Annotated in this window: 22 protein-coding genes; 8 read left to right on the top strand and 14 right to left on the bottom strand. The window is 69.7% G+C overall.

Going from position 1 to position 25,857, the window contains the following annotated elements; genetic code table 11:
- Positions 1-2,302 (top strand): copper-translocating P-type ATPase (locus tag DJ70_RS01310; RefSeq protein WP_094529455.1); only part of this gene is annotated, 2,302 nt, incomplete at its 5' end.
- A gap of 251 nt (positions 2,303-2,553) precedes the next feature.
- On the opposite strand, the gene DJ70_RS01305 is transcribed toward DJ70_RS01310, so the two are convergent.
- From DJ70_RS01305 to DJ70_RS01295, 3 genes are all read right to left on the bottom strand, one after another.
- Positions 2,554-3,009, bottom strand: coding sequence for a 30S ribosomal protein S19e (locus DJ70_RS01305; RefSeq protein ID WP_094529453.1), 456 nt, complete (start codon positions 3,007-3,009; stop codon positions 2,554-2,556).
- A 135-nt stretch (positions 3,010-3,144) separates the two neighbouring features.
- Positions 3,145-4,488 (bottom strand): hydroxymethylglutaryl-CoA synthase, encoded by a 1,344-nt coding sequence (gene hmgB / locus DJ70_RS01300; protein ID WP_094529451.1) that lies wholly within the window; start codon positions 4,486-4,488, stop codon positions 3,145-3,147.
- Between the two features lie 547 nt (positions 4,489-5,035).
- Positions 5,036-6,874 (bottom strand): carboxypeptidase regulatory-like domain-containing protein, encoded by a 1,839-nt coding sequence (locus DJ70_RS01295; RefSeq protein ID WP_094529449.1) that lies wholly within the window; start codon positions 6,872-6,874, stop codon positions 5,036-5,038.
- Positions 6,875-7,214: 340 nt separating this feature from the next.
- Here DJ70_RS01295 and DJ70_RS01290 point away from each other — a divergent pair, with 340 nt between their 5' ends.
- From DJ70_RS01290 to DJ70_RS01280, 3 genes are all read left to right on the top strand, one after another.
- On the top strand, positions 7,215-8,240 hold the full coding sequence (locus tag DJ70_RS01290) for a HEAT repeat domain-containing protein (protein WP_094529447.1): 1,026 nt from the start codon (positions 7,215-7,217) through the stop codon (positions 8,238-8,240).
- 51 nt (positions 8,241-8,291) lie between these two features.
- Positions 8,292-9,482: an ABC transporter substrate-binding protein gene (locus DJ70_RS01285; RefSeq protein WP_094529446.1), complete on the top strand. Its 1,191-nt coding sequence runs from the start codon at positions 8,292-8,294 to the stop codon at positions 9,480-9,482.
- Positions 9,483-9,605: 123 nt separating this feature from the next.
- On the top strand, positions 9,606-10,331 hold the full coding sequence (locus DJ70_RS01280; protein WP_094529444.1) for a nucleoside phosphorylase: 726 nt from the start codon (positions 9,606-9,608) through the stop codon (positions 10,329-10,331).
- A gap of 52 nt (positions 10,332-10,383) precedes the next feature.
- On the opposite strand, the gene DJ70_RS01275 is transcribed toward DJ70_RS01280, so the two are convergent.
- Positions 10,384-10,833, bottom strand: a complete 450-nt coding sequence (locus DJ70_RS01275; RefSeq protein ID WP_094529442.1) for a UPF0179 family protein — start codon at positions 10,831-10,833, stop codon at positions 10,384-10,386.
- Positions 10,834-10,964: 131 nt separating this feature from the next.
- Here DJ70_RS01275 and tmcA point away from each other — a divergent pair, with 131 nt between their 5' ends.
- Complete coding sequence (gene tmcA / locus DJ70_RS01270) at positions 10,965-13,241, top strand: tRNA(Met) cytidine acetyltransferase TmcA (RefSeq protein ID WP_094529440.1); 2,277 nt, start codon at positions 10,965-10,967, stop codon at positions 13,239-13,241.
- A gap of 171 nt (positions 13,242-13,412) precedes the next feature.
- Here tmcA and DJ70_RS01265 read toward each other — a convergent pair whose 3' ends face one another.
- The 3 genes from DJ70_RS01265 to DJ70_RS01255 all read right to left on the bottom strand — a co-directional run bounded on the left by DJ70_RS01265 (position 13,413) and on the right by DJ70_RS01255 (position 16,365).
- A complete protein-coding gene (locus tag DJ70_RS01265; RefSeq protein WP_094529438.1) occupies positions 13,413-13,814 on the bottom strand; it encodes a DoxX family protein in 402 nt (133 codons plus the stop codon).
- 102 nt (positions 13,815-13,916) lie between these two features.
- A complete protein-coding gene (locus DJ70_RS01260; protein WP_094529436.1) occupies positions 13,917-15,266 on the bottom strand; it encodes an alkaline phosphatase family protein in 1,350 nt (449 codons plus the stop codon).
- 130 nt (positions 15,267-15,396) lie between these two features.
- Positions 15,397-16,365 carry a phosphoadenosine phosphosulfate reductase family protein gene (locus DJ70_RS01255; RefSeq protein WP_094529434.1) on the bottom strand — a complete coding sequence of 323 codons (969 nt, stop codon included), beginning with the start codon at positions 16,363-16,365 and terminating at the stop codon, positions 15,397-15,399.
- 156 nt (positions 16,366-16,521) lie between these two features.
- Here DJ70_RS01255 and DJ70_RS01250 point away from each other — a divergent pair, with 156 nt between their 5' ends.
- Positions 16,522-18,387 carry an aldehyde ferredoxin oxidoreductase family protein gene (locus DJ70_RS01250; RefSeq protein WP_094529432.1) on the top strand — a complete coding sequence of 622 codons (1,866 nt, stop codon included), beginning with the start codon at positions 16,522-16,524 and terminating at the stop codon, positions 18,385-18,387.
- 131 nt (positions 18,388-18,518) lie between these two features.
- Complete coding sequence (locus DJ70_RS01245) at positions 18,519-19,310, top strand: aldo/keto reductase (protein ID WP_094529459.1); 792 nt, start codon at positions 18,519-18,521, stop codon at positions 19,308-19,310.
- Positions 19,311-19,349: 39 nt separating this feature from the next.
- Here the strand turns inward: DJ70_RS01245 and DJ70_RS01240 are convergent, their stop codons facing one another.
- The 3 genes from DJ70_RS01240 to DJ70_RS01230 all read right to left on the bottom strand — a co-directional run bounded on the left by DJ70_RS01240 (position 19,350) and on the right by DJ70_RS01230 (position 20,811).
- Complete coding sequence (locus tag DJ70_RS01240; protein WP_094529430.1) at positions 19,350-19,583, bottom strand: YgaP family membrane protein; 234 nt, start codon at positions 19,581-19,583, stop codon at positions 19,350-19,352.
- A 162-nt stretch (positions 19,584-19,745) separates the two neighbouring features.
- On the bottom strand, positions 19,746-20,180 hold the full coding sequence (locus DJ70_RS01235) for a universal stress protein (RefSeq protein ID WP_094529428.1): 435 nt from the start codon (positions 20,178-20,180) through the stop codon (positions 19,746-19,748).
- Between the two features lie 130 nt (positions 20,181-20,310).
- Positions 20,311-20,811, bottom strand: coding sequence for a cupin domain-containing protein (locus DJ70_RS01230; protein ID WP_094529426.1), 501 nt, complete (start codon positions 20,809-20,811; stop codon positions 20,311-20,313).
- Between the two features lie 88 nt (positions 20,812-20,899).
- Between DJ70_RS01230 and DJ70_RS01225 the strand changes: the two genes are divergently transcribed.
- Positions 20,900-21,739, top strand: a complete 840-nt coding sequence (locus DJ70_RS01225) for a hypothetical protein (RefSeq protein ID WP_245810630.1) — start codon at positions 20,900-20,902, stop codon at positions 21,737-21,739.
- A gap of 165 nt (positions 21,740-21,904) precedes the next feature.
- On the opposite strand, the gene DJ70_RS01220 is transcribed toward DJ70_RS01225, so the two are convergent.
- The 4 genes from DJ70_RS01220 to DJ70_RS01205 form a co-directional block, all read right to left on the bottom strand.
- Positions 21,905-22,579 (bottom strand): hypothetical protein, encoded by a 675-nt coding sequence (locus DJ70_RS01220; protein WP_143420887.1) that lies wholly within the window; start codon positions 22,577-22,579, stop codon positions 21,905-21,907.
- 366 nt (positions 22,580-22,945) lie between these two features.
- The gene (locus tag DJ70_RS01215) at positions 22,946-23,962 is read right to left on the bottom strand and encodes an NADP-dependent oxidoreductase (protein ID WP_094529422.1); all 1,017 of its coding nucleotides are present in this window, start codon (positions 23,960-23,962) and stop codon (positions 22,946-22,948) included.
- Positions 23,963-23,984: 22 nt separating this feature from the next.
- The gene (locus tag DJ70_RS01210; protein ID WP_094529420.1) at positions 23,985-24,545 is read right to left on the bottom strand and encodes a GNAT family N-acetyltransferase; all 561 of its coding nucleotides are present in this window, start codon (positions 24,543-24,545) and stop codon (positions 23,985-23,987) included.
- Complete coding sequence (locus DJ70_RS01205; protein WP_094529418.1) at positions 24,542-25,813, bottom strand: ornithine cyclodeaminase; 1,272 nt, start codon at positions 25,811-25,813, stop codon at positions 24,542-24,544. The genes DJ70_RS01210 and DJ70_RS01205 overlap by 4 nt, the downstream gene beginning before the upstream one ends.
- Positions 25,814-25,857 lie beyond the last annotated feature (44 nt).

Genomic DNA, 25,857 nt, shown 5'->3' with positions numbered 1-25,857 from the left:
CGACGACGGCTCGGAGGGCGACGCCCGCGAGGCCGCTCGGCAGGGCGAGATCCGTCGACAGCTCCGGTTGACGCTGTTCGGGGCCGCGCTCTCCCTCCCGCTTCTGGCGTTCATGGTCGACCACCTGCTGGGGCTCGGACTCGTCGGCGACGCCGTCGCCGGGATCCCGACTCCCTGGATCGCGTTCGCGCTGGCGACGCCGGTCCAGGCGGTGCTCGGCAGGCCGTTCTACGAGAACTCCTACAAGGCGCTCGTCACGAACGGCCGCGCCAACATGGACGTGCTGATCGCGCTGGGCTCGACGACCGCGTACGTCTACTCCGTGGCGGTCCTGTTCCGGGTCATCGCCGGCGAGGTCTACTTCGACACGGCGGCGTTCATCCTCGTGTTCATCACGCTCGGCAACTACCTCGAGGCCCGTTCGAAGGGGCAGGCCGGCGAGGCGCTCCGGAAGCTGCTGGAGATGGAGGCGGACACTGCGACCGTCGTCGACGAGGACGGAACCGAGGAAGAGGTCCCCCTCGAGGACGTCGCGGTCGGCGACCGGATGAAGGTCCGCCCCGGCGAGCGGATCCCCACCGACGGCGTCGTCGTCGACGGCCGGTCGGCGGTCGACGAGTCGATGGTGACCGGCGAGTCCGTCCCCGTCGAGAAGTCCGAGGGCGACGAGGTCGTCGGGTCGACGATCAACGAGAACGGCGTGCTCGTCGTCGAGGCGACGAAGGTCGGGGAAGACACGGCGCTCCAGCAGATCGTTCGGACGGTGAAGGAGGCGCAGTCCCGCCAGCCCGACATCCAGAACCTCGCCGACCGCATCTCCGCGTACTTCGTCCCCGCGGTCATCGCGAACGCCCTGGTGTGGGGCGTGGCGTGGTTCCTGTTCCCCGCGGCGCTCGCGGGGGTCGTCGACGCGCTCCCGCTGTGGGGTCTCGTCGCGGACGGTCCCGCGGTCGCCGGCGGCGGCGTCTCGGTCTTCGAGTTCGCCGTCATCGTGTTCGCCTCGGCCGTCCTGATCGCGTGTCCCTGCGCGCTGGGGCTGGCGACGCCGGCCGCCACGATGGTCGGGACGACCATCGGCGCGGGCAACGGCGTCCTCTTCAAGGGCGGCGACGTCCTCGAGCGCGCGAAGGACGTCGACACCGTCGTCTTCGACAAGACCGGGACGCTCACGGAGGGCGAGATGGAGCTGACCGACGTCGTCGTCTTCGGCGACGACGGGCAGCCGGTCGCGGACGGCGGGGCTCCGGCGGCCGACGGCGCGGACTCCGCCACCGACGGCGGCCGACTCGCCGAACGCGACCGGCTCGACGAGGACGACGTGTTGCGACTCGCCGCGAGCGCCGAGAGCGGGAGCGAACACCCGCTCGCTCGGGCGATCGTCGACGGCGCGGAGGACCGCGGCATCGACGTGACCGATCCCGACGACTTCGAGAACGTCCCCGGCCAGGGTGTCAAGGCGACCGTGGACGGCAGGGCGGTCCGACGGACCGCCGAACGGTCGAGCGGCGACGGGACGGAGCCGGGAGACGTCGAGGTGCTGGTCGGCAACCGGAAGCTCCTCCGCGACAACGGGATCGATCCCGCGCTCGCCGCGGAGACGATGGAGCGTCTCGAAACGGAGGGGAAGACGGCGATGCTGGTCGCGGTGCGCGGTTCGGAGCGAGGCGAGAACCGCGATGCGAGCGGCGGTCAGTCGCGAGCGGAGGGCGAACTCGTGGGCGTCGTCGCCGACGCCGACACGGTCAAGCAGAGCGCGCGCGACGCCGTGAGCCAACTCCGGGAGCGTGGCGTCGACGTGATGATGATCACCGGCGACAACGCGCGGACCGCCCGCGCGGTCGCCGAGCGGGTCGGCATCGACCCCGAGAACGTCCGCGCGGAGGTATTGCCCGAGGACAAATCCGACGCCGTGGAGTCCATCCAGGACGAGGGCCGCAAGGCGATGATGGTCGGCGACGGCGTCAACGACGCCCCCGCGCTCGCGGTCGCGTACGTCGGCACGGCCATCGGCTCGGGGACCGACGTCGCCATCGAGGCCGCCGACGTGACGCTGATGCGCGACGACCCGGTCGACGTCGTGAAGGCGATCCGCATCTCGGAGGCGACGCTCGCGAAGATCAGACAGAACCTCGTGTGGGCGCTCGGCTACAACACGGCGATGATCCCGCTGGCCTCGCTCGGCCTGCTCCAGCCCGTGCTCGCCGCCGTCGCGATGGCGTTCTCCAGCGTGTCGGTGCTGTCGAACAGCCTCCTGTTCCGCCGGTACACGCCGGACGAGGAGTACCGGCCGCTGTGGCGGTAAACGCCGGAGCGAGTCCAAGAACCGAAACGAGCGACGTCGACGGAGTCCGGACGGGATCGACCCGTTTCGGGCGGCCGCGACCTCGCGGGACGGAACACGCCGGCGACGTGGCCCCGATCGAGTTTTGATATAGCGACATTAGATACAAGCTGGGCAACGCGGGTCGAGTCCCGATCGACGCTCACGGACGGCAGCGACGCCGCGAGCCGGGGGCTCACGGCGGACGATATCGGGGAGAGAACGGAGACGGTCTACGCGTAGCGTTCGAGTTCCGGCCGGTCGAGGTCCTCGAGGACCTCGCTCGCGACCTCCGAGAGGAACGCCTCGCCCTCGTCGGAGACGCGGCGACCCTCGCCGGCGGCGGTGGTGACGAGCCCCTCCTCCTCGAGCGCCTGGAGCGACGCGCGGATGAGCTTGCGGGAGCCGCTCTCGTGCTCGCCGGGACGGACGACGTAGCGGTTCGAGCCGCGCTTCTTCGAGCCGTACTCGGTGGCGAGCCGCTCGATGCCGATGGGCTCGTTCTGTGCGACCTTGCGGAGGAGACTCGCCGAGCGGACGTACCAGAAGTCGTCCTGCTCGGGCGGAAGCTCCTTGCCCGCGCCGGTCTTCGTGAACTCCACCCAGTCGGGCTCGTCGATCCGGTCCTCGAGTCGCGCCGCGACGGCCTCGATGAGGGCGTCCGCCGGCACGTCGTAGATGGTTACCATTAGGGGGGAATTCAGCCCAAGGTCGTTTAAACCCATCGTATTCGAGAGCCGTCGTGTGAGCCGTTTTCACGGAGAACGGCGGTCGAGCGACCGGCGCGTGGCGGACGAACGACGGGCGAACGACGGGTCGATCCGCTACTCGACGTACTCGTACTTCCGCTCGTTCATCCGACCCCAGCCGGTGAAGACGAACTCGCCCTCGGGGGCGGTGAACTCCTCGATCTCGCGCTCGAGGTCCTTGTCGTACTCGTGGATGTCGTGGACGTCCTCGTACTCCTCCCACGAGAGGTCGTACCGGCTCGCGAGCTGGTCGTCGATGTCCAGCGCCTCGATCTCCGAGCGCCATCCCTCGCGAACCGTCTCGGCGTGGATCTCGGCCTGCGCGCCGGAGCCGTAGGAGGCGACGAGCAGCGTCTCGTCGACGAAGTCGCGGTCGCGCTCGAGCGCGTCACGCAGGGCGCTCACGCGGGCGACGTGAACCGAGGAGGTGTACCAGTTGCCGACCTCGCGCGAGAGCCCGAGCGTCGGCTCGACGGCGTCGTCGTACCACGTGCGGTACTGCTCGGTGGTCTTCAGCTCGTCCATGTAGTCGCGGATCGCCTCCTCGTAGGCCTCGCGGTCGTCGTACGCGTCCTCGCGCGGCTGGCGGCCGATCTCGTCGGCGAGGTCGTCCTCGTACTCCGTGTCCCGGATCACGTGACGGTACGCGAGCAGGGCGGCCTTCCGGACCATCCCCGGAAACGGCGTGTGGAAGGGGGCGTACGCGAAGTCGTCGAGCTCGATCTTGCCCGCGACCGACTCGTAGTCCTCGAGCGCCTCGCGCATCCGCGAGAGGTACACCTGCATCGAGCGCTTGCCGTCGACGCTCGGGAACTGCTGGTTCGGCTTCAGGAAGTCCGTCTCGTCCTTCGAGCCGTACCCCTGGTCCGTCGAGAGCTCGACGAGGCTCGGCTCCTCGGCGATGAGCATCGCGACCGCGCCCGCGCCCTGGGTCGCCTCGCCGGGGTCGCCGCGGGCGTACAGCGCGGTGTCGGTCGCGATCACGAGCGCCGCGCGGCCGCGGTTCCGCCCCGCCCGGATCCAGTTGTACGCGTCGTCGACCGCCTGCGTGCCGGCGACGCAGGCGAACTTGCGCTCGCCCTTGTTGGCGTGGACGAAGTCGCCGTCGTACACCTTCTCCAGACAGCCCGCGATGTACGTCGAGACGGGCTTCGAGTGGTCGAACGCGGACTCCGTGGCGACGTCGATCCGCCCGATGTCGTCGGGCTCAAGCCCCTTGCGGTCCATCAGACGCTTGGCCGCGTTCGCGCCCATGGTGACGATGTCCTCGTAGACGTCCGGGAACGAGGAGTTCGTGAGCCCCAGCCCCTTCGTGTACTTCTCCGGGTCGTCGCCCTTCTGCGGGGCGAACGTGCCCGGTAAGTCGAGTTTGAGCTTTCCGGATCGGATCTCGATGGCGTCGATCCCCACTGCGGTCATGGACGGTCGTTCACGAGGCGTGCTTATGGGTGTGTCGATAGGTCGTTACGTCGATCGTGGAATATTATCGGGTCGCCAGGGGATCGATCAGACTGCGTTGTCAACCATCCTGTCCCTGAATTAATCCATACCGTTGGTTAATTTCAAATTATATAATACCAAATAATATATAATGATTTGTGACGTATAACCAACTCGAAAGGAGGGGTCGACCGTCACGAGCAACCAGAAGGCGACGATTCACAAGAGATTCAGGGAGGGTCCCGACATCGGCGTTCCAAAGGGTCTACTTCGTGAAAAATCGAAACTGTGGTCGACCAGCGAGACGGCCGTCAGAGATACAAAGGGAACTCACGGCATCCACGACGGAGGATGAAAGATCGGCAATCGAACTCCTCAACGAAGATCGAGAACGTGACGGCAGCATAGGACCGCTAAGAGCGGTCGATATCGACGCACGCAATCGCCAAGACCCGCTGACTGTTACCCTGGTCAACGGGTGATCTAAACCGGTCGGTGATCACAGACGTTCATAAAAAGCTGCCACCTACGGCACTGTGTATTGATAGGTTCGTTGGCTCCCGTCATTGAACTCGACCGTGAACTCGATCGTGTCCCCTCGTTCTACGTTTGCGTTTCCTCCGGAATTACCGGAGGCCCCGGTCGCCACCGGACTAAGGATTATATCCACGTTCGCACCATTGCTCACGGTCGGTCCAGTCACGTTCTCAAGGGAGTCTCCTTCGGCTAACTCGACATTACCGTATTCGTACTCCACAATGCCGATCGGATCCCGATTCCCCGGAGCGTTTGCTTCGTCGTACTCCACCAACTGTGCCCGCTCGAATGTTATCGATTGGGAATTGTCGTTCCGGAACCGAACAACGAGGTTACCGTTATTGATCTCAGTATCACTTTCCACAAGTTCGACGCTGTCCGCAAGACTGGACTGCTGTGACTGCGTGATCTTCACCTCAATGTCTTCGCTGACCGAGTTGCCGTTTCCGTCGGTCGCAGTCACAGTGATAATGTGGATACCGGTATTCCATCCCGCTGTATCGATACCAGTTGACTCAACGGCCTCTACGGGTTGATCAAAACTTCCGTCAACGGATCTGAGAGTTCCACTGTTCCCCTGGGCATCAGCCCACGTCGCGTTCACAATATCCGTCCCACCCCGACCGATATTGTCGATGATCGCACTGAGATCAAAGGAGTTGCCCTGGGTCACCGTGTTCGGTGTGGCCATGGGTCCGTCGCTGAACACCGGCCGCGTCAAGGCGCCCACACCACCGCCCTTGCCAGCCAGCGAGACGTCGAATACGACCGACTCATAGCTCTGACCCCCGGTTCCATTGATCGTCGCGTTGTAATCGCCTGGAGCGTCCGGTTCGAAGAAAGCCCGTCCGTCAGCGTTCGTGTTCTCGGTGGTACCGTTAAGCGATACCTCAGCACCCACGACGGGATTATTGTACTTGTCTCGTACCTCGACACCAACGTCTTCGCCTACGGTCACGTTCTGACCGCTAACCGGGACGACGTACGCCGGCTCGGTCGTCCCGCCGCCGTCGACCGCGACCTTCGAGAGCCCGAGCCGATACGTCTCGCTGCCGTTGAGGGCGATCCGGACCGTGCCGCCGTCCTCGGTGACGGTCGCGTTCGGAAGTTCCGCGGCCCACCGGTCCCGGAGCGCGGTGACGTCATCGACGGCCGTCGGAAGAACGATCTCGACGTCGCCGCCGTCACCCGTTATCGGGACCGTCCTGCTGCTCCGCGAGATCGGCTCCGGATCGACGCTTTGAGACTCCACACCGGTCTCCGAGATGGCTCCGGTCAGGGCTGTTATCGCGATCCGATCGCCACGGACGACCGTCTGATCCGACCGGAGGAGGACGGCGTCGTCGAACTCCGCGGCCACGACGGAGTGTTCGTACAGCAGTCGCGGAGCGCCCCGATACTCGTTGTAGTCCGGCGTGTACCGGATGGACGTGGTGTTGAATCGCGGATCGGTTTGCGTCCAGAACTCACGGACGTTCTCGTGGGCTCCCGACCCGACCGTGGCGTTCACCTGGATCGCCTCCGCCCCCGTCGTCTGAAGCGATCCGGAGGCGGGCGGCGGGTTCAGGAAGAACGTCCGCTGGGGATATCGCGTCCCGAGCTGTATCGGCTCGGATTGTACCGACCCCGTCGATCCGGCCTGAAGGATCGCGTTCCGCAGGTCCAGGAACTCGCCTTCGACCTGCTGGCTGTGTTCGAACTCGATCTCCGCGTTCTCCGTCGGCACGAACTGGACCTGATACGTCGCCATCGCGAGGATCAGGAACCCGAAGAGGATCACGGTCCCCACCACGACCGACTGGCCCCGACGGTCGTGTCTGAAACTCATTGCCCACCCTGCGTCGCGGACCGTTATAAATGCCCGCCGCCGCGTCTCACGCACGAGAACCGCCCGATCGGCCCCCTCCCGCTTCCCGAGCCCTGGCCGCCCGACCCGCGCGTCGCGCTCCCCGTGCTCGGTCCCCCCGCTCGGCCGGTGTGAGCGACGTCGGCCCGCTCGATCCGTGACCTCCTTCGACAGTCCATACATCGTATATCGATATAGCAAATCCGGATCCGAGCGTCGATCCCGGCCTCACTCGAGTCGAGGGGGGGGACGCCGTGGAAGCCCGGACCGTGGCGACCCAGGGATTGAAGCGTCCCGTCGTGGAATCCGGTCACGGTGGAACGTGACTGACCGGGACCGACCGCCGTCGTCCGATCGACTCCTCGATCTCCTCGCCGACGGGGCTCGGGCAGAGGCGACGGCGTGTCTGGACCGGCTGGCCGCGGCCGACTCCGAGAGGCGCAAGGCGTTCCTCCGGGCGCTCCGCGAGGCGGCCGGAGAGCGGCCGGGGCTTTTCGAGGGACTGGCCGTGCCGCTCTCGGAGTTCCTGACCGACGACGACCGGGCGGTGAGGCTGACCACGGCCAAACTGTTCGTCGCGCTGGCGGCGGCGGAGCCCGCGGTCGTCCTGCCGGTCGCGGATCGGGTGGCGGCTCGCCTCGCCGACGACGGGGAGTTCTACTACGTGCGGGCGCGGTGTGCCGAGACGCTGGGCTACGTCGCGCTGGAGTCGCCCGAGGAGGTCGGCGACCCGGCAGTTCTGGCGGACCTCCGGGTCGGGCTCTCCTTCGACGAACCGGAGGTCAGAGAGAAGCTGGCGAAGGCGCTGAAACACGTGGCGGCGGGCGACCCGAGTCGACTGCGCCACCAGGTCGCCTCGCTGGCGGATCACCTCGAGGACGACCGCGAACTCGTCCGCTACCACCTCTGTACGGCGCTGGTCGTGGTCGGGACCGAGCACCCGGAGCGGCTCTCGGTGGCGGCGGAGGCGTTCCGGACGCGGGCGAGCGAGGACGAGAGCCCGTACGTCCGGGCGCGAGCGGCCGAGGCCCTCGGGACGATCGTGCGGTCGGGATCCCCGGTCGACCCGGCGCCCGACCTCGACGCGGTCGAGTCGACGTTCGACGATCCGCCGTCGTTTCTGACCGCCCGCGTGGAGTTCCTTCGGGAGGTGCTCCACGAGGGAGGATCGGGGAAGCGGCCGGACGATCCCGGATCCGTCGAATCGATCCGCGAGGGGACGGACCCGATCGTCGAGGAGATCACCTCGCCCGCCGGCGACGGCGAGTGTCCGCACTGCGGCCTCGATCTCTCCGACGGCGGCCCGCCGACGTGCCCGCGCTGTGGCGCGCCTCGACGATCGACGTAGGTCCGCGTACGATTCGGAACGCATTTGTAATATTAGGCTGGCCTAAAACGTATGCCAGACGACGAGCGCGAGGCCTCGACGCGGCGCGAGTACGTGCGGTACGGCGGGACGGTCGTGGGTGCCGGACTGGCCGCGGGCTGTCTCGGTCCCGGCGACGCCGGCGGCGAACCCGAACCGAACGGGACGGGCGGGACCGGCGACGGCGGGAGCGACGGCGGAGAGGGGGACGCGACCGAGGCGTCCGGCTACTCGGTGACGATGGAGCCGGTCGGCACGGTGGAGTTCGATCGCGTCCCGGAGACCATCGCCCCGTTCACCGCGGACTACATCGACATGCTGGTCGCGCTCGGCCACGCCGACGCGGTCCGGTCGATCTGGTACCGCGGACGGTACAAGACGATACACTACGAGGAGCTCGACGGCGTCTCGATCGATCTCGACGGGCTCACCCAGCTGTGGAACGACGGCGTCTCGAAGGAGCCGTTCTACGAGATGGACGCGGACCTCCACCTGATGGATCCGGGCGCACTGACGGACTGGCTCGGCGCGTGGAGCGAGGCGGACCTCGAGGAGGTCCGAACGAACGTCGCCCCCTTCCTCGGGAACCTGATCTTCCGGCGAACCGACGACTGGCACGACTACCGGTACTACTCGCTGTACGAGGCGTTCGAGAAGGTCGCCGAGGTCGTCCGGGAACGCGAGCGGTTCGAGGCGATCCGGTCGATCCACGACGAGCTGGTGACGGACGTCCAGTCGCGGCTGCCGGCACGCGAGGACCGGCCCGATGCCGCCCTCGTGTTCGCCGGCCGACAGCCGGAGGAGTTCACGCCGTATCGGATCGACGGACGGGGCGCGAACAAGGAACACTTCCACGCGCTCGGGATCGACGACGCGTTCGCCGGAACCGACGTCGAGGGGTACTCCGGGTCGCAGTCGCTCGACTACGAGGCACTCCTCGAGGTCGATCCCGACTCGCTGCTGTTGCGGTACCACCGGGAGGGCATGACGCGAGCCGAGTTCGAGGAGACCGTGCTCGCGCATCTGAAGGACCACGAGCTCGGAAGCCAGCTGACGGCGGTCGAGGAGGACCGGGTGTTCCGCGGCGGACCGATCTACGCCGGACCGCTACACAACCTCTTCATGATCGAGCGGTACGCGAAGGGGTACTACCCGGAGGAGTTCACCGAGGACGAGCTGGTCGACCGCGACCGCCTCTCGCGGATCATCACCGAGGGAGCGTAACGCGGCCGACGCGCGTCGGTCCGGCCGTCGCGTCCACCGCGGGTGACGCCCGGCGTGAGGTCCCGCCCGGAAACCGCGCCGAGTACCGGGTCGTTTTTGCGCGCGGCCGCTGGAGACGGTCGTATGGCGAAACAGCCGCACCTGCTGGTTGAGGAGGGCGACGTCCACGAGACCGCGATCGTGCCGGGCGACCCCGGCCGCGTCGACCGGATCGCCGACCTGTGTGACGACGGCGAGGTGGTCGCCGAGAACCGCGAGTACAAGGTCGTCAACGCGAGCTACGAGGGCGTCGACCTCACGATCTGTTCGACCGGGATCGGCTGCCCCTCCGCGGCCATCGCGGTGGAGGAGCTCTCGCGCGTCGGCGTCGAGACGTTCCTCCGCTGTGGCACCTGCGGGGCGCTCCAGGCCGACATGGAGGTCGGCGACATGGTCGTCGCGACCGGCGCGGCGAAGGAGGAGGGGACGAGCAAGCGCTACGAGGCCGTCGAGTACCCCGCAGTCCCGGACTACGACGTGCTCTCCGCGCTCGTCGACGGCGCGGAGGCGAACGACGAGGAAGTCCACGTCGGCCCCATCGTCTCCGACGACGCCTTCTACAACGAGAGCGACGAGTACGTCGCCGACTGGGGGGACGCGAACCTGCTCGCGATCGAGATGGAGGCCGCGACGGTGTTCTCGCTCGCCCGCCGGAAGGGGCTCGCCGCCGGCGCGATCTGTACCGTCGACGGCAACCTCGTCGCGGGCACCCAGAAGGGTGCCGACTCCGACGACGAGCTCCCCGAGAAGGCGAGAGACAACGTCGAGCGGGCGATCCGGATCACGCTCGAGGCGGTCGCCGGGCTGTAGGTCCGGGCCGGTTCGGTCACTCCGGACCGGATCGGTCACGCCGGTCCGTCGGTCACTCCTCCTCGGCTTTGAACTCCACGAGGGTCAACTCCCGGTCGAGCGCGCAGTAGTCGTGCGGCGGATCGCCGAGCACTCGCTCGATCCGGCGCTCCTCGTCGAAGTCCGCCCCGTCGGGGACGCAGTACTCGTGGCTCGGGCACTCGGTGTGTGGACACGGGCCGGCGAGCGACGCCCGGCTGCCGGCGTACGCCCCCTTCGAGGGAACGTTCGCGGGGACCGGCGCGGGCTCGACCTCGACCGCCCGGACGCCGGCGTCGTGAACGGCGCAGTCGAGCGTCTGGGCGTTCTCGCGCACGTCCGTGACCCGGTATCGCGTCCCGACCGAGAGGTTGAGACACTGGCTCCGGTAGGGACAGCCCGCACAGTCGGGCGACTCCCCCTCGTAGACGAACTCGCGGCCCGTGTCCGCGAGCCGCGAGCCGATGAGCGTGACCGTGGGCATGAGCGGACGGAGGGTCCCCGGCGTCGTAAGCCTCCCGCCTCGACGGAGTCGATGACGCCCGGCTCCCGCGCCGCCCCGCTCGCGACCGTCGAAGGCAACACACATCCCCCGCGCCCGAGTAGGGCCGCCGAATGATCGCGGCACTGGCACGGGACCTGAAACGCGAGGCCGAGCGGGCGAACCAGCGGCGGCTCCTCGTGCTCGCCGGTGACCGCGACCGCGGCGTCGACGCCGCCTACGACGCGATCGAGGCGGTCGACGCCGACGAGGGGGACGTCTCGCTCGTCTCCACCCTCGAGGGGTTCCGGTTCGAGCGGCTCGCCCCCCGCGGCGCGGACGACCTGCTCGGTCGCACGCGCGAGGTCGTCGTCCTCGACTGTCACGACCGGTTCGTCCCGAACGCGCTCGGTCGGGCCGCGGGCGCGGTCGACGGCGGCGGGCTCCTGATGCTCGTGACGCCTGCGCTCGACGACTGGCCGGACCGGCGGGACGGCTTCGACGAGTCGCTCGCGGTCCCGCCGTTCACGCTCGGGGACGTGACGGGGCGGTTCCGCGAGCGGGTCGTCGCGACGATCCGGACGCATCCCGGCGTCGCGGTCGTCGACCTGGACGGAGCGGAGGGTGGGTCCGCCGGAACGGGGGTCGCGGTCGAACGCGACGGACTCACCGATCCGCCGGCGGCGCGGCCGCGGTCGCCGCCGGGGCGTCCCGCGACCGCGACGTTTCCCGAGTCGGTCTACGACGCGTGTCTCACCCCCGACCAGTCGCGTGCGGTCCGGGCGCTGGAGTCGCTGGCGACGCCGGGCTCGGCGACCGTCGTCGAGTCCGACCGGGGACGGGGGAAGTCGAGCGCGGCCGGGCTCGCCGCCGGCGCGCTCGCCCTCGACGGTCGGGACGTGCTCGTCACCGCCCCCGGCTTCCGCAACGCGGCGGCGGTGTTCGCCCGCGCCCGCGGGGTCGTCGACGCGGAGGGGGACGGCGCCGGCGGGAGGAACCCCGAGGAGGACCGGACGGTCCGCGCGCCCGGCGGCGGTCGCGTCCGGTTCCTCCCGCCGGCGGCCGCGGCCGACCTCCCCGGCGACCCCGACTGCGTCGTCGTCGACGAGGCGGCCGCGCTCCCGGTGCGGCTGCTCGAGCGGTTCCTCGCCGCGCCCGCGGTCGCGTTCTGTACCACGGTCCACGGCTACGAGGGTGCGGGCCGCGGCTTCTCGGTGCGCTTCCGCGACCGGCTCGCGGGGAGCGAGTTCGCGGTTCGGGACGTCCGGCTGGACGAGCCGATCCGGTACGCCCGCGACGACCCGGTCGAGTCGTGGGTCGCCCGCGCGCTGCTGCTCGACGCCCGCCCGGCGGTTCCGGAGGCGGTCGCGGGGACGACCGTCGACGACGTCGAGTACCGGTCGCTCTCGCCCGCCGACCTCCTCGACGACGAGGTCCTGCTCGGCGAGGCGTTCGGGCTGCTCGTGGCCGCCCACTACCGGACGGAGCCGAACGACCTCGCGCGGCTGCTCGACGCGCCGAACCTCGTCGCGCGGGCGCTCGTCGTCGACGACCGCGTCGTCGCCGTCGCGCTGTGCGCCCGCGAGGGCGGGCTCGACCCGGAGACGCGCGCCGGGATGTACGAGGGCGAGCGCGTCCGCGGCAACATGGTGCCGGACGTGCTCACGAGCCAGCTCCGCGACGAGGCCGCCGCCGAGCCCCGCGGGATCCGGACCGTCCGGATCGCGGTCCACCACGCACTCCGCGGGCGCGGGCTCGGCTCCCGCCTGCTCGATCGGCTCCACGACGAGTTCGCGACCGACGTCGACTACTTCTCCGTCGGATTCGGCGCGACCCCGCGGCTCCTCCGGTTCTGGCGGCGGGCGGGCTACCGCAGCGTCCACCTTTCGACCACCCGCAACGACGCCTCCGGCGAGCACTCCGCGGTCATGCTCCGACCGGTGGGCGACGCCGGACAGGCCCTGCTCGACCGGCACGCGGGCGCCCTCCGGGACCGCGAGCGCGACGCGCTCTCGGACGCCCACCGCGACGTCGACGCCGACGTGGTCCGCGGCGTGCTCGCGGCCTGTCCCGCGGCGGCGGCGGTCGACCTCACGCCCCACGAGTGGCGCGCGGTCGTCGCGGCGTCGTTCGGGCCGGGGATGTACGACGTCGCCCCCGGCGCGTTCCGCGACCTCGCGATCGCGACGCTGCTCGGGGAGACCGACGACGTCGACCTCGACGACCGCGAGGAGCGGCTGCTCGTCCGGAAGGTGTTACAGGGCCGCCCGTGGGGGGCGGTCGCGGAGGAGCTGGAGTACGTCTCGACCGCGGCGTGTATGCGCGCGCTCGGGTCGGCGGCGGAGCCCCTCGTCGAGCGCTACGGCGGCGACCTCGCGCTGGCGGAACGTGACAGGTTCTCGGACCGCTGAGGGCGTCGACGGCGACCGCCCCGCCGCGGGTCGGTCGGCGCGGGTCGGCGCCGGATCCGCGCGGGCCGACACGGAGCGGGCGGCGGACGACGGGTCGGGGGCTCGCGACGCGTGCCGCGGACTCCGACGGTCCGACCGGGTCGACCCTCCCGGCTTCGACGACGCCGCCGCTCACTCGGAGCGGTACGCCCGTCGGAGGAAGACGAGCACCCCGCCGAGCATCGCCAGGTTCCCGAAGAACGCCAGCCGCTCGCCGCTCCGGTCGTCCTCGTCGGCGTTCCAGAAGTCGTGCATCGTCGCCGTGACGACCGCGAGGAAGGTCGCGGCCGCGCCGGTCGCGACCCGCGGGAGCCGCCAGAGCGCGATCCCTAGCCCGGCGACGACCATCGTTCCGGAGGCCAGCGGCGCCGCGACCTCGGGGACGGGGACGCCCGCGGAGTCGGCGTAGTCGATGGTGTCCTCCATGTCCCGGAAGTCCTCCGAGGCCTGGAGCGCGAGCCCGAGGCCGAGCGCGATCCGGCCCAGCCGCGAGAGCGAGTCGTTCGCGTCGTCGTCCGTGGCGTCTTCTGCCATACACGGCACTACCGCCCAGAGGTACAAAACTCTACAGCCGGCGCGGTCTCGGGCGTCCCGAGCGCTTCGAACGGACCTACGACCGCGGGAGATCGAACGGACCTACGACCGCAGGAGGCTCCGCCCGTCGAACTCGGCGGCGTCCGCGTCGACCTCGAGCATCTCGAGCAGCGTCGGCGTCAGATCGAAGAGGTCGACGTCGTCGATCGCGACCCGTTCGTCGTCGGTGAACAGACACGCGTTCGAGAACTTGTGCATCCCGTTTCGGGGACCCTGGCTGAACACCGCCTCCTTGCGGCCGAAGCCGGACTTCAGGTCGAAGCCGTCCTCGGGGACGACGACCACGTCGGGCGCGATGTCGTCGGCCGGGCCGTCGAAGACGTCCTCTCCCCTGTGGATCTGCGCGCAGACGGGCGAGCCGTCGGGGCCGGACATCGACTCCAGGTCGTCGATCAGCCGGTCGCGGACCGCCTCGTACTCCTCGTCCGGCACCGCGCCGTCCGGCTCCCGGCCCTCGAGGTTGACGAAGAACCGACCGGGGATGAAGGAGAAGACCTCGGTGTCGGCGCTGATGTCGGCGAGCTCGTCGGGCTCGTCGCCGTCGTAGTCCAGGTAGCCGTTGCGGGCAAGCCACTCGTTACAGTTCACCTCGTGGACCAGCTCCGTGAACCCGTGGTCGGAGGCGATCACGAGCGAGACGTCCTCGGGGAGGTCGTCGTATATCCGGCCGACGTAGTCGTCGAGCGAGCGGTAGAACTCGAGGAAGGCGTCGGCGTCGTCCGTGTCGTTGGCGTAGTCGCCGAAGAGGAAGTGGTTCACTCGGTCGGTCGTCATGAACACGCCGAAGAAGAGGTCCCAGTCGTCCGCGGAGAGATAGTGGTCGAACACCTCGTAGCGGGCGTCGAGGGTGTCGTGGGCGTTCTCGAGGAACGCGGACTTGTCCTCGTCGTGGCCGAGCTTGGCGTCGGCGTCGATGGCGTAGTCGTGCGCTTCGAGGACGGACCGGACCTCCGCGTCGCTCGCGGCGGCCTCGATCGAGGGCGAGAGGAAGCCGGAGACCATGCGCTGGACGTCCTCCTGCGGCGGGAACGTCACGGGGACGTTGAGTACGGTCGCGTCGCCACCGTCCGCGGTCACGCGGTCCCAGAGGCGGGTCGCCCGCACGTGTTTGCCCATCGGGACGTACGTCTCGTCGGAGCCGACCTCGCGGTCCTGAAAGCCGTACACACCGGTCTTTCCGGGGTTGACGCCCGTGGTGAGGCTCGGCCAGCAGGCGCTCGACTCGGGCGGGACGATGCTGGAGATCCGGCCGCCGGCCCCCTCGTCGGCGATGCGGTGGAGGTTCTCGAAGACGTCGGGGTGGTCCGCGACGAGGTCGTACGGTACGCCGTCGATGCCGAGGAAGACGACGCGCGGGTCGTCGTCGCCGCGGAGTCGATCGAACAGGCCCATGTTACCGGAGCGTCGCCCTCGCGGTGGAAAAACACGTCGGAGACGGCACGGTCGGTGCCGATCCGTGACGCGTGCCTCGTCGATCGGTCCGTGTCGATCCGGCGTCCGGCGGTATCGACCGCCGGCGGGCCTACATGTAGCCGAGGTCGCGGAGCCGCTCCATCAGGTCCTCCTTGTCCTGGGCGCGGCCGGCGCGCTCGGTGGTGTTCTCGAGGTCCTGGAGCCAGGCGGGCTCGCCGGTCGTCTTCTCCGTGCTGACCTCGCTGCCGAGCGAGCGGAACCCGGCGAAGTACTTCGGCGAGATCGGCACGTCCGACTGCTCGACGCCCTCGGGGAGGTCATCGGCGGACTCGGGGACGTACCCCTCCTCGGGGAAGCCCTCGACCGTCTCCGGGACGACGACCTGCCAGAACGCGTCCCACACGTCGCGCTCGTCGAACTGGAGGATGGGCTGGATCCGGTCGTGCGGCGGGTAGATGTCCGGGTCGTGACGCGGCGAGAAGAACGTCTCGTCCGCGCGCGCCTCCTGTTCGTCCCAGCGCACGCCCGAGATGACGCCGTCGATGTCGTGTTCCTCCAAGGCGTCGTTGAGCGCGACCGTCTTCAGCAGGTGGTTGCCCACGTAGGTGTCCAGGAGGAACGGGAACGTGTCCTCCTCGTACTCGAGGATCTCCCGGACGTGGTGCTGGTTGTGCTCGGAGAGCGCCGAGACGGGGACGTCGTCGCCCGGCTCGAGCCCGTGCTCGTCGACGTACGCGCCCACGTCGTCGTTGCGGGCGTACACGAGGTCGATCCCCCACTCGTCGGCCCAGTGCTCGACGAAGTCCGTGATCTCGTCGAAGTGCTGGAAGTGGTCGATGAACACCGCGGTCGGCTTCTCGTAGCCGAACTGCTCTGCCACCTCGTTGATGAAGTACAGCGTGAGCGTCGAGTCCTTCCCGCCGGTCCACATCACGGCGGGGTTGTCGTACTGCTCGAGGCCGCGGCGGGTGACCTCGATCGCCTTCTCGATCTTGTGCTGGAGCGACGGGTAGTCGCCGGGCTCCTCGCCCTCGCCGTCCGCGTAGTCGACGTCGACCGCCTCGGGGAAGTCGCTCATTACCCCGGAGGTGGCGTGCGAGCGAAAAGGGCTTTGTGATTCGTGACGCTCACCGCCATGAGAACGGCCCTCAGGGAGCGTGCCGGCGTCCGGTCCGGTCTGGCCCGGTCCGGCGGGCGGCACACGTTTTTGTAGGACCGGGATGATATCGGGTCGATGGCAACCACGACGGACGGGGCCGCGACCGGCAGCGTACCGAGCGAGATGCGTCACCTCCTCCGGGTGAACCTCTCGGAACGAACCGTCGAGACCGAGGAGATCCCGGAGGCGTACCGCAACGCGTTCGTCTCCGGGAAGGGGCTCGGGGCCGCGATGCTCCTCGACGAGCTGCCGCCCGGAACGGACCCGCTTGCCCCGGAGAACCCCCTCTTCTTCATGTTCGGCCCGCTCACGGGACACGCGCCCGGCACCTCGCGATACGGCGTGGTGACCAAGTCGCCGCTGACGGGGGCGTTCGTCGACTCGTACTCCGGCGGCCACTTCCCCTCGATGTTCCGGTTCGCGATGCCGAGCTACCTCGGCGTCGTCTTCGAGGGCAGCGCCGACGAGCCGGTCCTGCTCCGCGTCGACGACGGCGAGGTCTCGATCGAGGACGCCGACCACCTGTGGGGGAGCCACGACGCCCGCGAGACCGCGCGGGAGTTCCCCGACCGCGACACCAAGGTCGCCGCGATCGGCCCCGCGGGGGAAAACGAGGTGAGGTTCGCGACGATCTCGAGCGACGAGGCCTCCCACCACGCGGGGCGCGGCGGCGTCGGCGCGGTGATGGGCAGCAAGAACCTCAAGGCGGTGGTCGCCAGCGGGACGAAGCCGGACGACGGCGCGCTCCAGGAGCTCCGGATCGACCACATGCGACGGCTCGGCAACGACGCGGAGGTCGAGTGGGCGCGCGAGGGCGGCACGCAGCTCATCGTCGACTGGACCCAGGAGGTCGGCGCGCTCCCCTCGCACAACTGGACGGAGGGGACGATAGCCGACGTCGAGACGCTCAACATCGACGCCTTCGAGCCGGGACACAGACGGCCGGACTCCTGTTACAACTGTCCGGTCGCCTGCGGCCACGTGACCGACTTCTCCGACACCGACGTCGACGGGGCGTTCCCGGACGCCAGCGTCGCGTGGGGCCCGGAGTACGAGACGATCGGGATGATGGGCGCGAACACGGACGTGACCGACGTGACGGGCGTGACGGAGCTCGCGGACCGCGCCGACCGGCTCGGGATGGACACGATCACGCTGGGGAACGTCGTCTCGTGGCTGATGGAGACGAGCGAGCGGGGACTCGTCGACTTCGACATCGAGTTCGGCGACGCCGAGACGGCGGCGGAGGTGGTCGATCGGGTCGCTCACCGCGAGGGGATCGGCGACGCGCTCGCGGAGGGGACCGTCGGCGCGGCAGAAGAACTCTGTCCGGACGCCCCCGAGGCTCGCGAGGCCGCGGTCGAGGTGAAGGGGATGGAGCTGCCGGCGTACGACCCGCGCGCCTCGCTCAGCATGGCGCTCGCGTACGCGACCTCGGACCGCGGCGCGTGTCACCAGCGCGCCTTCCCGATCGGGTCGGACGCGCTGGGCGGCGAGCGCGACCCGTTCGACACCGAGGGGCACGCGGCGGCCGTCGTCGACGAGCAGAACGAGGGCGCGCTGTCGTTCAGCATGGTCGCGTGCGACTTCACCGCGTACAACTACGAGCGCGTCGCCGAGTGGCTCCGGGAGCTCGGCTACGACCTGACCGTCGACGACCTCGAGACGGTCGGCGAGCGGGCGTGGACGATGACCCGCCTCTTCAACCTGCGCGAGGGGTTCGAACGGGCGGACGACAGCCTCCCCGAGCGGCTGACCGAGCCGCTGGAGTCGGGCGGCCCCGCCGACGGCAACCGGGTCACCGAGGCGGAGTTCGAGACGATGCTCGAGGAGTACTACGACATCCGCGGCTGGACCGAGGCTGGCGTCCCCGAGGCGGCCACGATAGAGCGGTTGGACCTCGAGCCGTTCGTCCCGGAGGACGTCGAGATCGCGGGCTGACGCCGCGGACCGGGGCGGTCGCCGGGTTCGAGCCTCGGGGCGGTTTCCGAACCCATTAGTCGCTCGAGCGTCCACCTCGATCCATGCCTTCTTCGGAGCAGTCGGCCGACGACGTGGCCCGAGCGAACGGGATGCCGGTCCTCGGACTCGGCACCTGGGAGAACGAGAACCCGGAACAGTGCGCGGAGAGCGTGGCGACCGCGCTCGAGGCGGGATACCGCCACGTCGACACCGCACAGGTGTACGGCAACGAGGCGGCCGTCGGCGACGGGATCGCGAGAGCCGACGTCGACCGCGAGGACGTCTTCCTCGCCACCAAGGTGTGGACCTCGAACCTCGCGTACGATGACGTCATCGAGACGGCGGAGGAGAGCCTGGAGCGGCTCGGCGTCGACGCCGTCGACCTGCTGTACGTCCACTGGCCGGCCGGCGCGTACGACCCCGAGGAGACGCTGCCGGCGTTCGACGAGCTCCGCGACCGCGGGCTGACCGAGCGCGTGGGCGTCTCGAACTTCGAGCCCGACCACGTCGAGCGGGCCATGGACGTCCTCGACGCGCCGGTGTTCGCGAACCAGGTCGAGACGCACCCGTTCTGTACACAGACGGAACTCCGCGAGCACGCCGCGGACCACGGCTACGAGATCGTCGGCTACTCGCCGCTCGCGCGCGGCGCAGTGTTCGACGACGACGTGATCGCCGCGATCGCGGCCGACCACGACGCGAGCGCGGCACAGGTCAGCCTGGCGTGGCTCCGAGAGAAGGGCGTGACGGCGATCCCGAAGGCGACGAGCGAGGACCACATCGCCGACAACTGGGCGAGCCGGACCCTCGAGCTGTCGGACGAGGAGATCGAGCGGATCGACGGGATCGAGCGGTACGACCGCCGGGTTCACCCGGACTTCGGACCGGACGCCTGGGAGTAGATCGACGACGTCCCCGGCGACGGAAACCGCGAGGACCGACTACCGCGAGTTGCCGGGCGAGACCGAGCAGGTGTCGATCCCGAGCAGCGAGTACAACCCGCAGATCCCCGTCGCGGCGGTGGCGAGCATGACGATCGAGAGGACGCCGAGGACGGGCGACGCGATCGCGGGAAGCGGCAGGGCTCCGGCCATCGTCGCGAGCGACGCGGTTCCCAGCACCGCGCCGACCGCCGTCCTGACGCGCTTGTCCATCGTGCCGACGTTCTTGTCCATACTGTACATTACTACCGCCGGAGACTAAAGCCTGTCGACGGTCGGGTGCCGGTGGAGCGGCCGAACGTCGGTCGGCCGGCGACCGCCCGATCGGTCACCGTGCGAAAGCCGACTGGCGGCCGTCGCCGGCACTGCCCCCGAATGACCGTCACCGGATGTCCGTCACCGGATGACCGTCACCGGGACGACCGCCTTGTCGACGACGCTCTTCGCGACGCTGCCGACGACCTGTTCGCGCTCCTCGGAGAGCCCGCGGTGGCCGACGTAGATCGCGTCGGCGGCGGTCTCGCCCGCGAACTCCGTGATCGCGTCCGCCGGGCGCCCGGTGAGCAGCTGCGTCTCGACGTCGATCCCGGCGTCGGCCTCCTCGTCGGCGACGTCGACCGCGACCGACCGCGCGTTCTCGAGGACGCGCTCGCCCTCCTCGACGGCCGCCTCCTCGCCGGGGAGGACGAGCGTGCCGTCGATCAGTTCCGAATCCGGCGTCAACACGTGGGCGATCACGAGCGTGGCGTCGAACGCGACCGCCTGGCGCGCGGCGTACCGGACCGCTTCGTCCCCCAGGGTGGATCCGTCGGTGGCTACGAGGTATCGCATATCCGACGGTTCCGGCGCGACCCACATAACTCCTGTCGGGCGTTCCCGTGCCGTGACTCCGCGAGCCGAGGACGACCGGCGGCTCCGGCGACGGTTTCGGTGATGGCCCCGGCGACGGCTTCGGCGACGGCTACTCCCCGTCCCAGTAGCCGACGTCCGCGTCGGCGTCGTAGTACCCCTCCAGCGAGCGCTCCTCCCGTCCGCCCGGCGGGGATCCGACGAACACGCCGAACGTCCCCGAGTCGGGGTAGACCGTGACGTCGGGCTCGACCATCGTCGAGATCGCGAGGTAGCGGAGGGGCTCTCCGGAGTCGTTGATCACCCGGTGGCCGCCCGACGCGTCGGCGGGAAGCGCGACGTACGCGCCCGGCTCGAGCGGACGGGTCTCGTCGGCGGGGTCGTCCTCCCCCGTCGCCAGCCGGATCGCGCCGGTGCCCGCGAGGACGTAGATCGCCTCCTCGTTCGCGGCGTGGTAGTGGAACGGCCACGACTTGTGACCCGGCGGCAACTCGTACAGGCTACACCCGAGCGCGTCGCCGCCGGCCGCCTCGCCGAGCTGCTTGCGTTTGAATCGCGCCTCGCCGCGGTCGGTCTCGGTCCACTCCAGATCCGCCTCGTTCACGTGTCCCATGGACCGTCGACGGAGCCGGACGCCATAGTTCCGGGGGCGAGGGACTGCTCGCGACGTCGTGGACCTTTATGAGCCACCCCTCCGAACCGTGCGACGTGACCCCCTCCACGACCGACGCGATCGCCTTCACGACCGCCTCGTCCGCACGCGCGCCCTCGACCAGTCGCTTGATCTCGCCCGTTCTCCACCGATGTATCTGACCCTCCTCGGGGCCCTCTTCGTCGGGCTCGGCCTCGCGATGGCGTGGTACGGGCTCCGGCCGCTCGCGGTCCTTCCGCGGCTGCTTCGGGCGGCGGTCGAAACGCCCGAGACCGCGGCCGACGCCGACGACGGGGCGTTCCTCGCGGTCCGCGGAACCGCGAGCGCCGCGGGAGAGACGCTCTCGGCCCCATTCTCCGGGTCCGACTGCCTCGGCTTCGAGTTCGAGGTCACGGAGCGCCAGCCGTTCGCGGTCGGGATCCCGTGGCTCGACGCCCACCTCGACGACGGGGTCGCGACCGTCGGGTTCGCCCTGGAGGGTCCCGACGGGTCGGACCGGAGCCTCGCCGTCCGCCCGTCGTCGCGGCGGTTCGCGCTCGACACGGCGTCGACCGTCGTCCGCGTCGGCGCGACCGAGGCGCCGCCGGACCGGATCCGGCGGTTCGTCGACGCACGCGAGGGACTCGATCCCGTCGCCGGCTGGATCGCGGCGATCCCCCTCTTCGGCACTCGACGATACGTCGAACGGCGGATCAGCCCCGGTGAGACGTACCTCGTCGCCGGGACGGTCGAGCGCGAGGAGGGAGGACGCGCCGCGCTCGCGGGCGACCTCGTGATCACGGACCGGTCGGTCCGCGGATTGGCGCTCTCGCGGCTCCGACGAGCCGTCTTCCCGTTCCTCGTGAGCGTCCTGTTCGTCGCGGTCGGACTGTGGGGGATCGCGGCGTGAGAACGCATCCGGCGGACGGGTTCGACCGTCCGTCGTCGCCGGCGCGGTGAGCCCGTCGGGCGGTCGGGCGCTCCCGGTTGGATCGGCCGTACCGAACCGCCCGGTAGATGGGTTCCGACGGGCCCGTCGAGTACGGGGCGCCAGTCGGTGCGAGGACGGGTCGGGTCATCGAGACAGGTGGACGAAGTACCAGTCGCCGTCGTACCGAGCAAGGGCGTGGTGTCTCCCGCCCTCATCGGAGAGTTGACCGCGGAGACCACCGAACGCGTCCGAGTACGGTCGACACTCCGTGTACGTCCCCTCGATCGCTTGAGCGACCACGTCCCGCTGGCGGTCCGTGAGCGGGTCGAGGACGGTACCGCGTTCCCCGCGGACGTGGCTGAAAAACGCCTCCGGCGATTCGGCCACGAGTTCCGTAGAGACGGTCGTGCTCGTGATCTCGACCGTTCGTCGCTCGTCGAAGACCAGTCGTAACAGCACGTCGTTCCAGCGGAGATGGCGGCCGTCCGTCTCGGGGACGAACATCGAGCGGTCCCGCAGCCCCTCGTGTTCGTACGCGAACACGGGCGAGAACGAATAATGCGGCGCGTGGAGGAGGTGCGGATCCCCGACGGCACCGAGGAGCGATTCGCGGTCGTGAGCCGGGAGGTCGGGAAGCGCGTGGACGCGGGCGTCGTCAGGGAGCGACGAGCCGTCGACGTCGAGGTCGACCGCGTACGCGTACCCCGTCGTCTCCGTCGCGTCGAGATCGGTCGCTTCGACCCGGTAGAAGTCCGTCGACTCCGTGACGACGTACTCCTTCGGCGGGTGTAGCGAGTAATAGCTCCGAGAGGTAGCCACACCGGTCTCCGACTCGAGTGCGCGGATCACGAGGGTCCGCGTGGCGTACGATAGCGATTCGATGTAGGTAGCGAACTCGTTTCGACCGTGAGACGCCGTCACCCGCTGTAAGGAGAAGTGAGTGCCGTCGGCACACGAATCCGAACGTCCGTCACGGCCCGGCACCCGGAGGCACCCGGCGGTCGAGAGAGCCGTGGTCCCGACGGCCGCCAGAACCGCTCGGCGTTTCATACGCGTGTGTACCGGACTCCCCGATAAGTCCCTACGGTACGGTCAAACGCCCGCTTGAGTCACCTGCCAGCGACACGCCTCGCAGTCGCCGACGACTCGGTGCGACCTTCCGGCGGCGAACGCCTTCCGCCGATCTCACTCCGGCGACGACACCCGCACGACCTGCTTGCCGACGTTGTCGCCGGAGAAGAGCCCGAGGAAGGCGTCGGGCGCGTTCTCCAGCCCCTCGACGACGGTCTCTCGGTGTTCGATCTCGCCGTCGGCGACCCAGCCAGCGAGCCGCTCGGCGGCCTCCCCGAACCGGCTCGCGTAGTCGCTCACGAGGAGTCCCTGGACCCTCGCTCGCGGGGCGATGAGGAGCGGGAGCTTCCGCGGGCCGGTCGGCGTCTCCTCGTCGTTGTAGTGGGCGATCTGACCGCAGACGGCCACCCGCGCGTCGAGGTTCAGTTCCCCGAACACGGCGTCCGTGATCGGCCCGCCGACGTTGTCGAAGTAGACGTCCACGCCGTCGGGGGCGGCCTCGGCGAGCGCCGCGCCGTAGTCGTCGGTCGTGCGATAGTTGATCGCGGCGTCGAAGCCGAGGTCCTCCGTGAGCCACGCCGTCTTCTCGTCGGTGCCCGCGAAGCCGACGACGCGACAGCCGTTCAGCCTCGCGATCTGGCCCACGACGGAGCCGACCGCGCCCGCCGCGCCGGAGACGACGACCGTGTCGCCCGGCTTCGGCTCGCCGACCTCGAGCAGGCCGAAGTACGCGGTTCGGCCGGGCATTCCCAGGACTCCCAGGTACGCCGGCGGGTCGGCCACCGCCGGGTCGACGGGCGCGACCTCGTCGGCGTCGAGCAGCGCGTGGTCGGCCCACGACCCGTTGCCGGTGACGAGGTCGCCGGGGGCGTAGCGGTCGGCGGCGCTCTCGACGACCTCGCCGACGACGCCGCCCTTCAGCGCGTCGCCGACGGCCCACGGCTCCGCGTACGACTCGGCGTCGCGCATCCGGCCGCGCATGTACGGGTCGACGGAGAGGTAGCGGACGCGGACGAGGAGCTCGCCGGGGTCCGGCTCCGGCCGGTCGCGCTCCCGGAGGTCGAAGCAGTCGAGGTCCGGTTCGCCGCGGGGCCGTTCGGCCAGGATCCACTCGCGCGTGGTGTCGGTCACGCCGGTCCTTCTCGGTCGCGAGTCAATAGCCTTCGGACGGCGGCGATCGGTCGTCCCCGTCGCCGACCGGGCGCGCGACCATCTCGCCCCAGTGCTCGAAGCCGTGGCGCGCGTAGAAGGCCTGCGCGCGCTCGTTCGCGGCGTCGACGTCGAGCACGATCCGGTCGAGCGGAAGGTCCTGGTCGGCGGCGAGGTCGACCGCGGCGTCCATGAGCTCGTCGGCGACCCCGCTCCCCCGGTGGTCGGGCGCGAGGTAAAGTTCGTTTATCACGGCCGCGTCCCAAATGAACGCCAGCTGCTCGGGGAGACAGAAGACGTAGCCGACGAGGTCAGCGTCAGCGTCGTCGCCATTCCCCGCCGCCTCGTCGACCGCGACGGTCACGCAGCGGGGGTCGTCGGCGACGCAGCGGTCGACCCACGCGAGCCACGACTCGCGGTAGTCGTCGGTGAGCTTGCCCGCGTAGGTCGCCGCCTTCCCGTCGCCGCCGGTGTTCTCGCCGAGCCCGCGCTCGAAGGCGAGCTTCAGGTCGTAGAGTTCGTCGGCGTCGGTCGTCGCGTCGTAGGGACGGAGCGAGACGCTCACGCGCTCTCACCCGCCTCCGCGACCGCCGCGTCGTCGCCCTCCAGCACGAACTCCGCGAGCGTGGGCACGAAGGTGCCGATGTCGGTGACCATGCCGACCGCCTGCGCGGAGCCGCGGTCGAGCAGCTGGGTGACCGTGGCGGGATTGATGTCGACGCAGACCGTCTTCGTCGTCGACGGGAGGCAGTTCCCGACCGCGACGGAGTGAAGCAGGGTGGCGAGCATCAACACGATGTCGGCGTCGTGGGCCTGGTCGCGGATCGCGTCCTGCGCCTCCACCGCGTCCGTGATCGTGTCGGGCAGCGGGCCGTCGTCGCGGACCGACCCCGCGAGCACGGTGTCGACGTCGTTTCGCACGCACTCGTACATCACGCCCTCCGTGACGATACCCTCCTCGACCGCGGCCTCGATCCCGCCGGCCCGGATGATCTCGGAGATGGTCCAGATGTGGTGTTTGTGTCCCTTCCGCGGGTGCTCGAGCGTCTCGACGTCCATCCCGAGCGAGGTGCCGTACAGGGAGCGCTCGAGGTCGTGGGTCGCGAAGCCGTTGCCCGCCGACAGCGAGTCGACGTAGCCGGCGTCGACGAGCTCCGCGAGCGCGTCGCCCGCGCCGGAGTGGATCACCGCGGGTCCGGCGACGACCATCACGTTCCCGCCCGCGGCCTTCACGTCGCGCAGCTCCGCGGCCACCTCGCGGATCGTCGACTCCGAGGGGCGCTCCGAGGAGACGCCGCCCTGCATGAAGCCGAACGCGCCGCCGGAGCCGCGGGGGCGCTCGGGCGGGTTGACGCGGATCCCCGACTCGTCGGTCGCGACGAGGTCGCCCTCCTCGACCGCGTTGAGCACCTTCGTGTACGCCCGCGGCTCCCCGTCGGGGCCGTCGGGGTCGACGATCAGCGCGCAGTCCATCTCGATCCTGTCGACGTCGATCCACTCGCCCTCGTAGCGTACCTCGGTCGGGTGGTTCGTCGTCGAGTAGAAGTCGGGCGGGACGACCTTGTCGTCGGGGGCGGCCACGAGCGTCACGTCGGAGGGGTCCTCCAACACCGCGCCGTTCTGGTGGAGCTCGTGGAGGATCGCCTGGAGCGTCCCCTCGTCGTCGGCGGAGACGCGCATCCGACAGTACGACTCTGCCTCCTCGTGGGTCCCCACGTCGAACTGCTCGACGTCGAAGGACCCGTCGAGGTCCATCACCGCGCCGAAACACCGCTGCATCGTCCCGCTGTCGATGATGTGTCCCTCGATCTCGACGGTTCGCGAGTGGCTCATACCCCACCGTGTCCCCCCGCGGAGAAACCGGTTTCCCCTGCGGC

The organism is Halorubrum halodurans, assembly GCF_002252985.1.
Classification (GTDB): domain Archaea; phylum Halobacteriota; class Halobacteria; order Halobacteriales; family Haloferacaceae; genus Halorubrum; species Halorubrum halodurans.
This window is presented reverse-complemented; position numbering and strand designations above follow the sequence as displayed.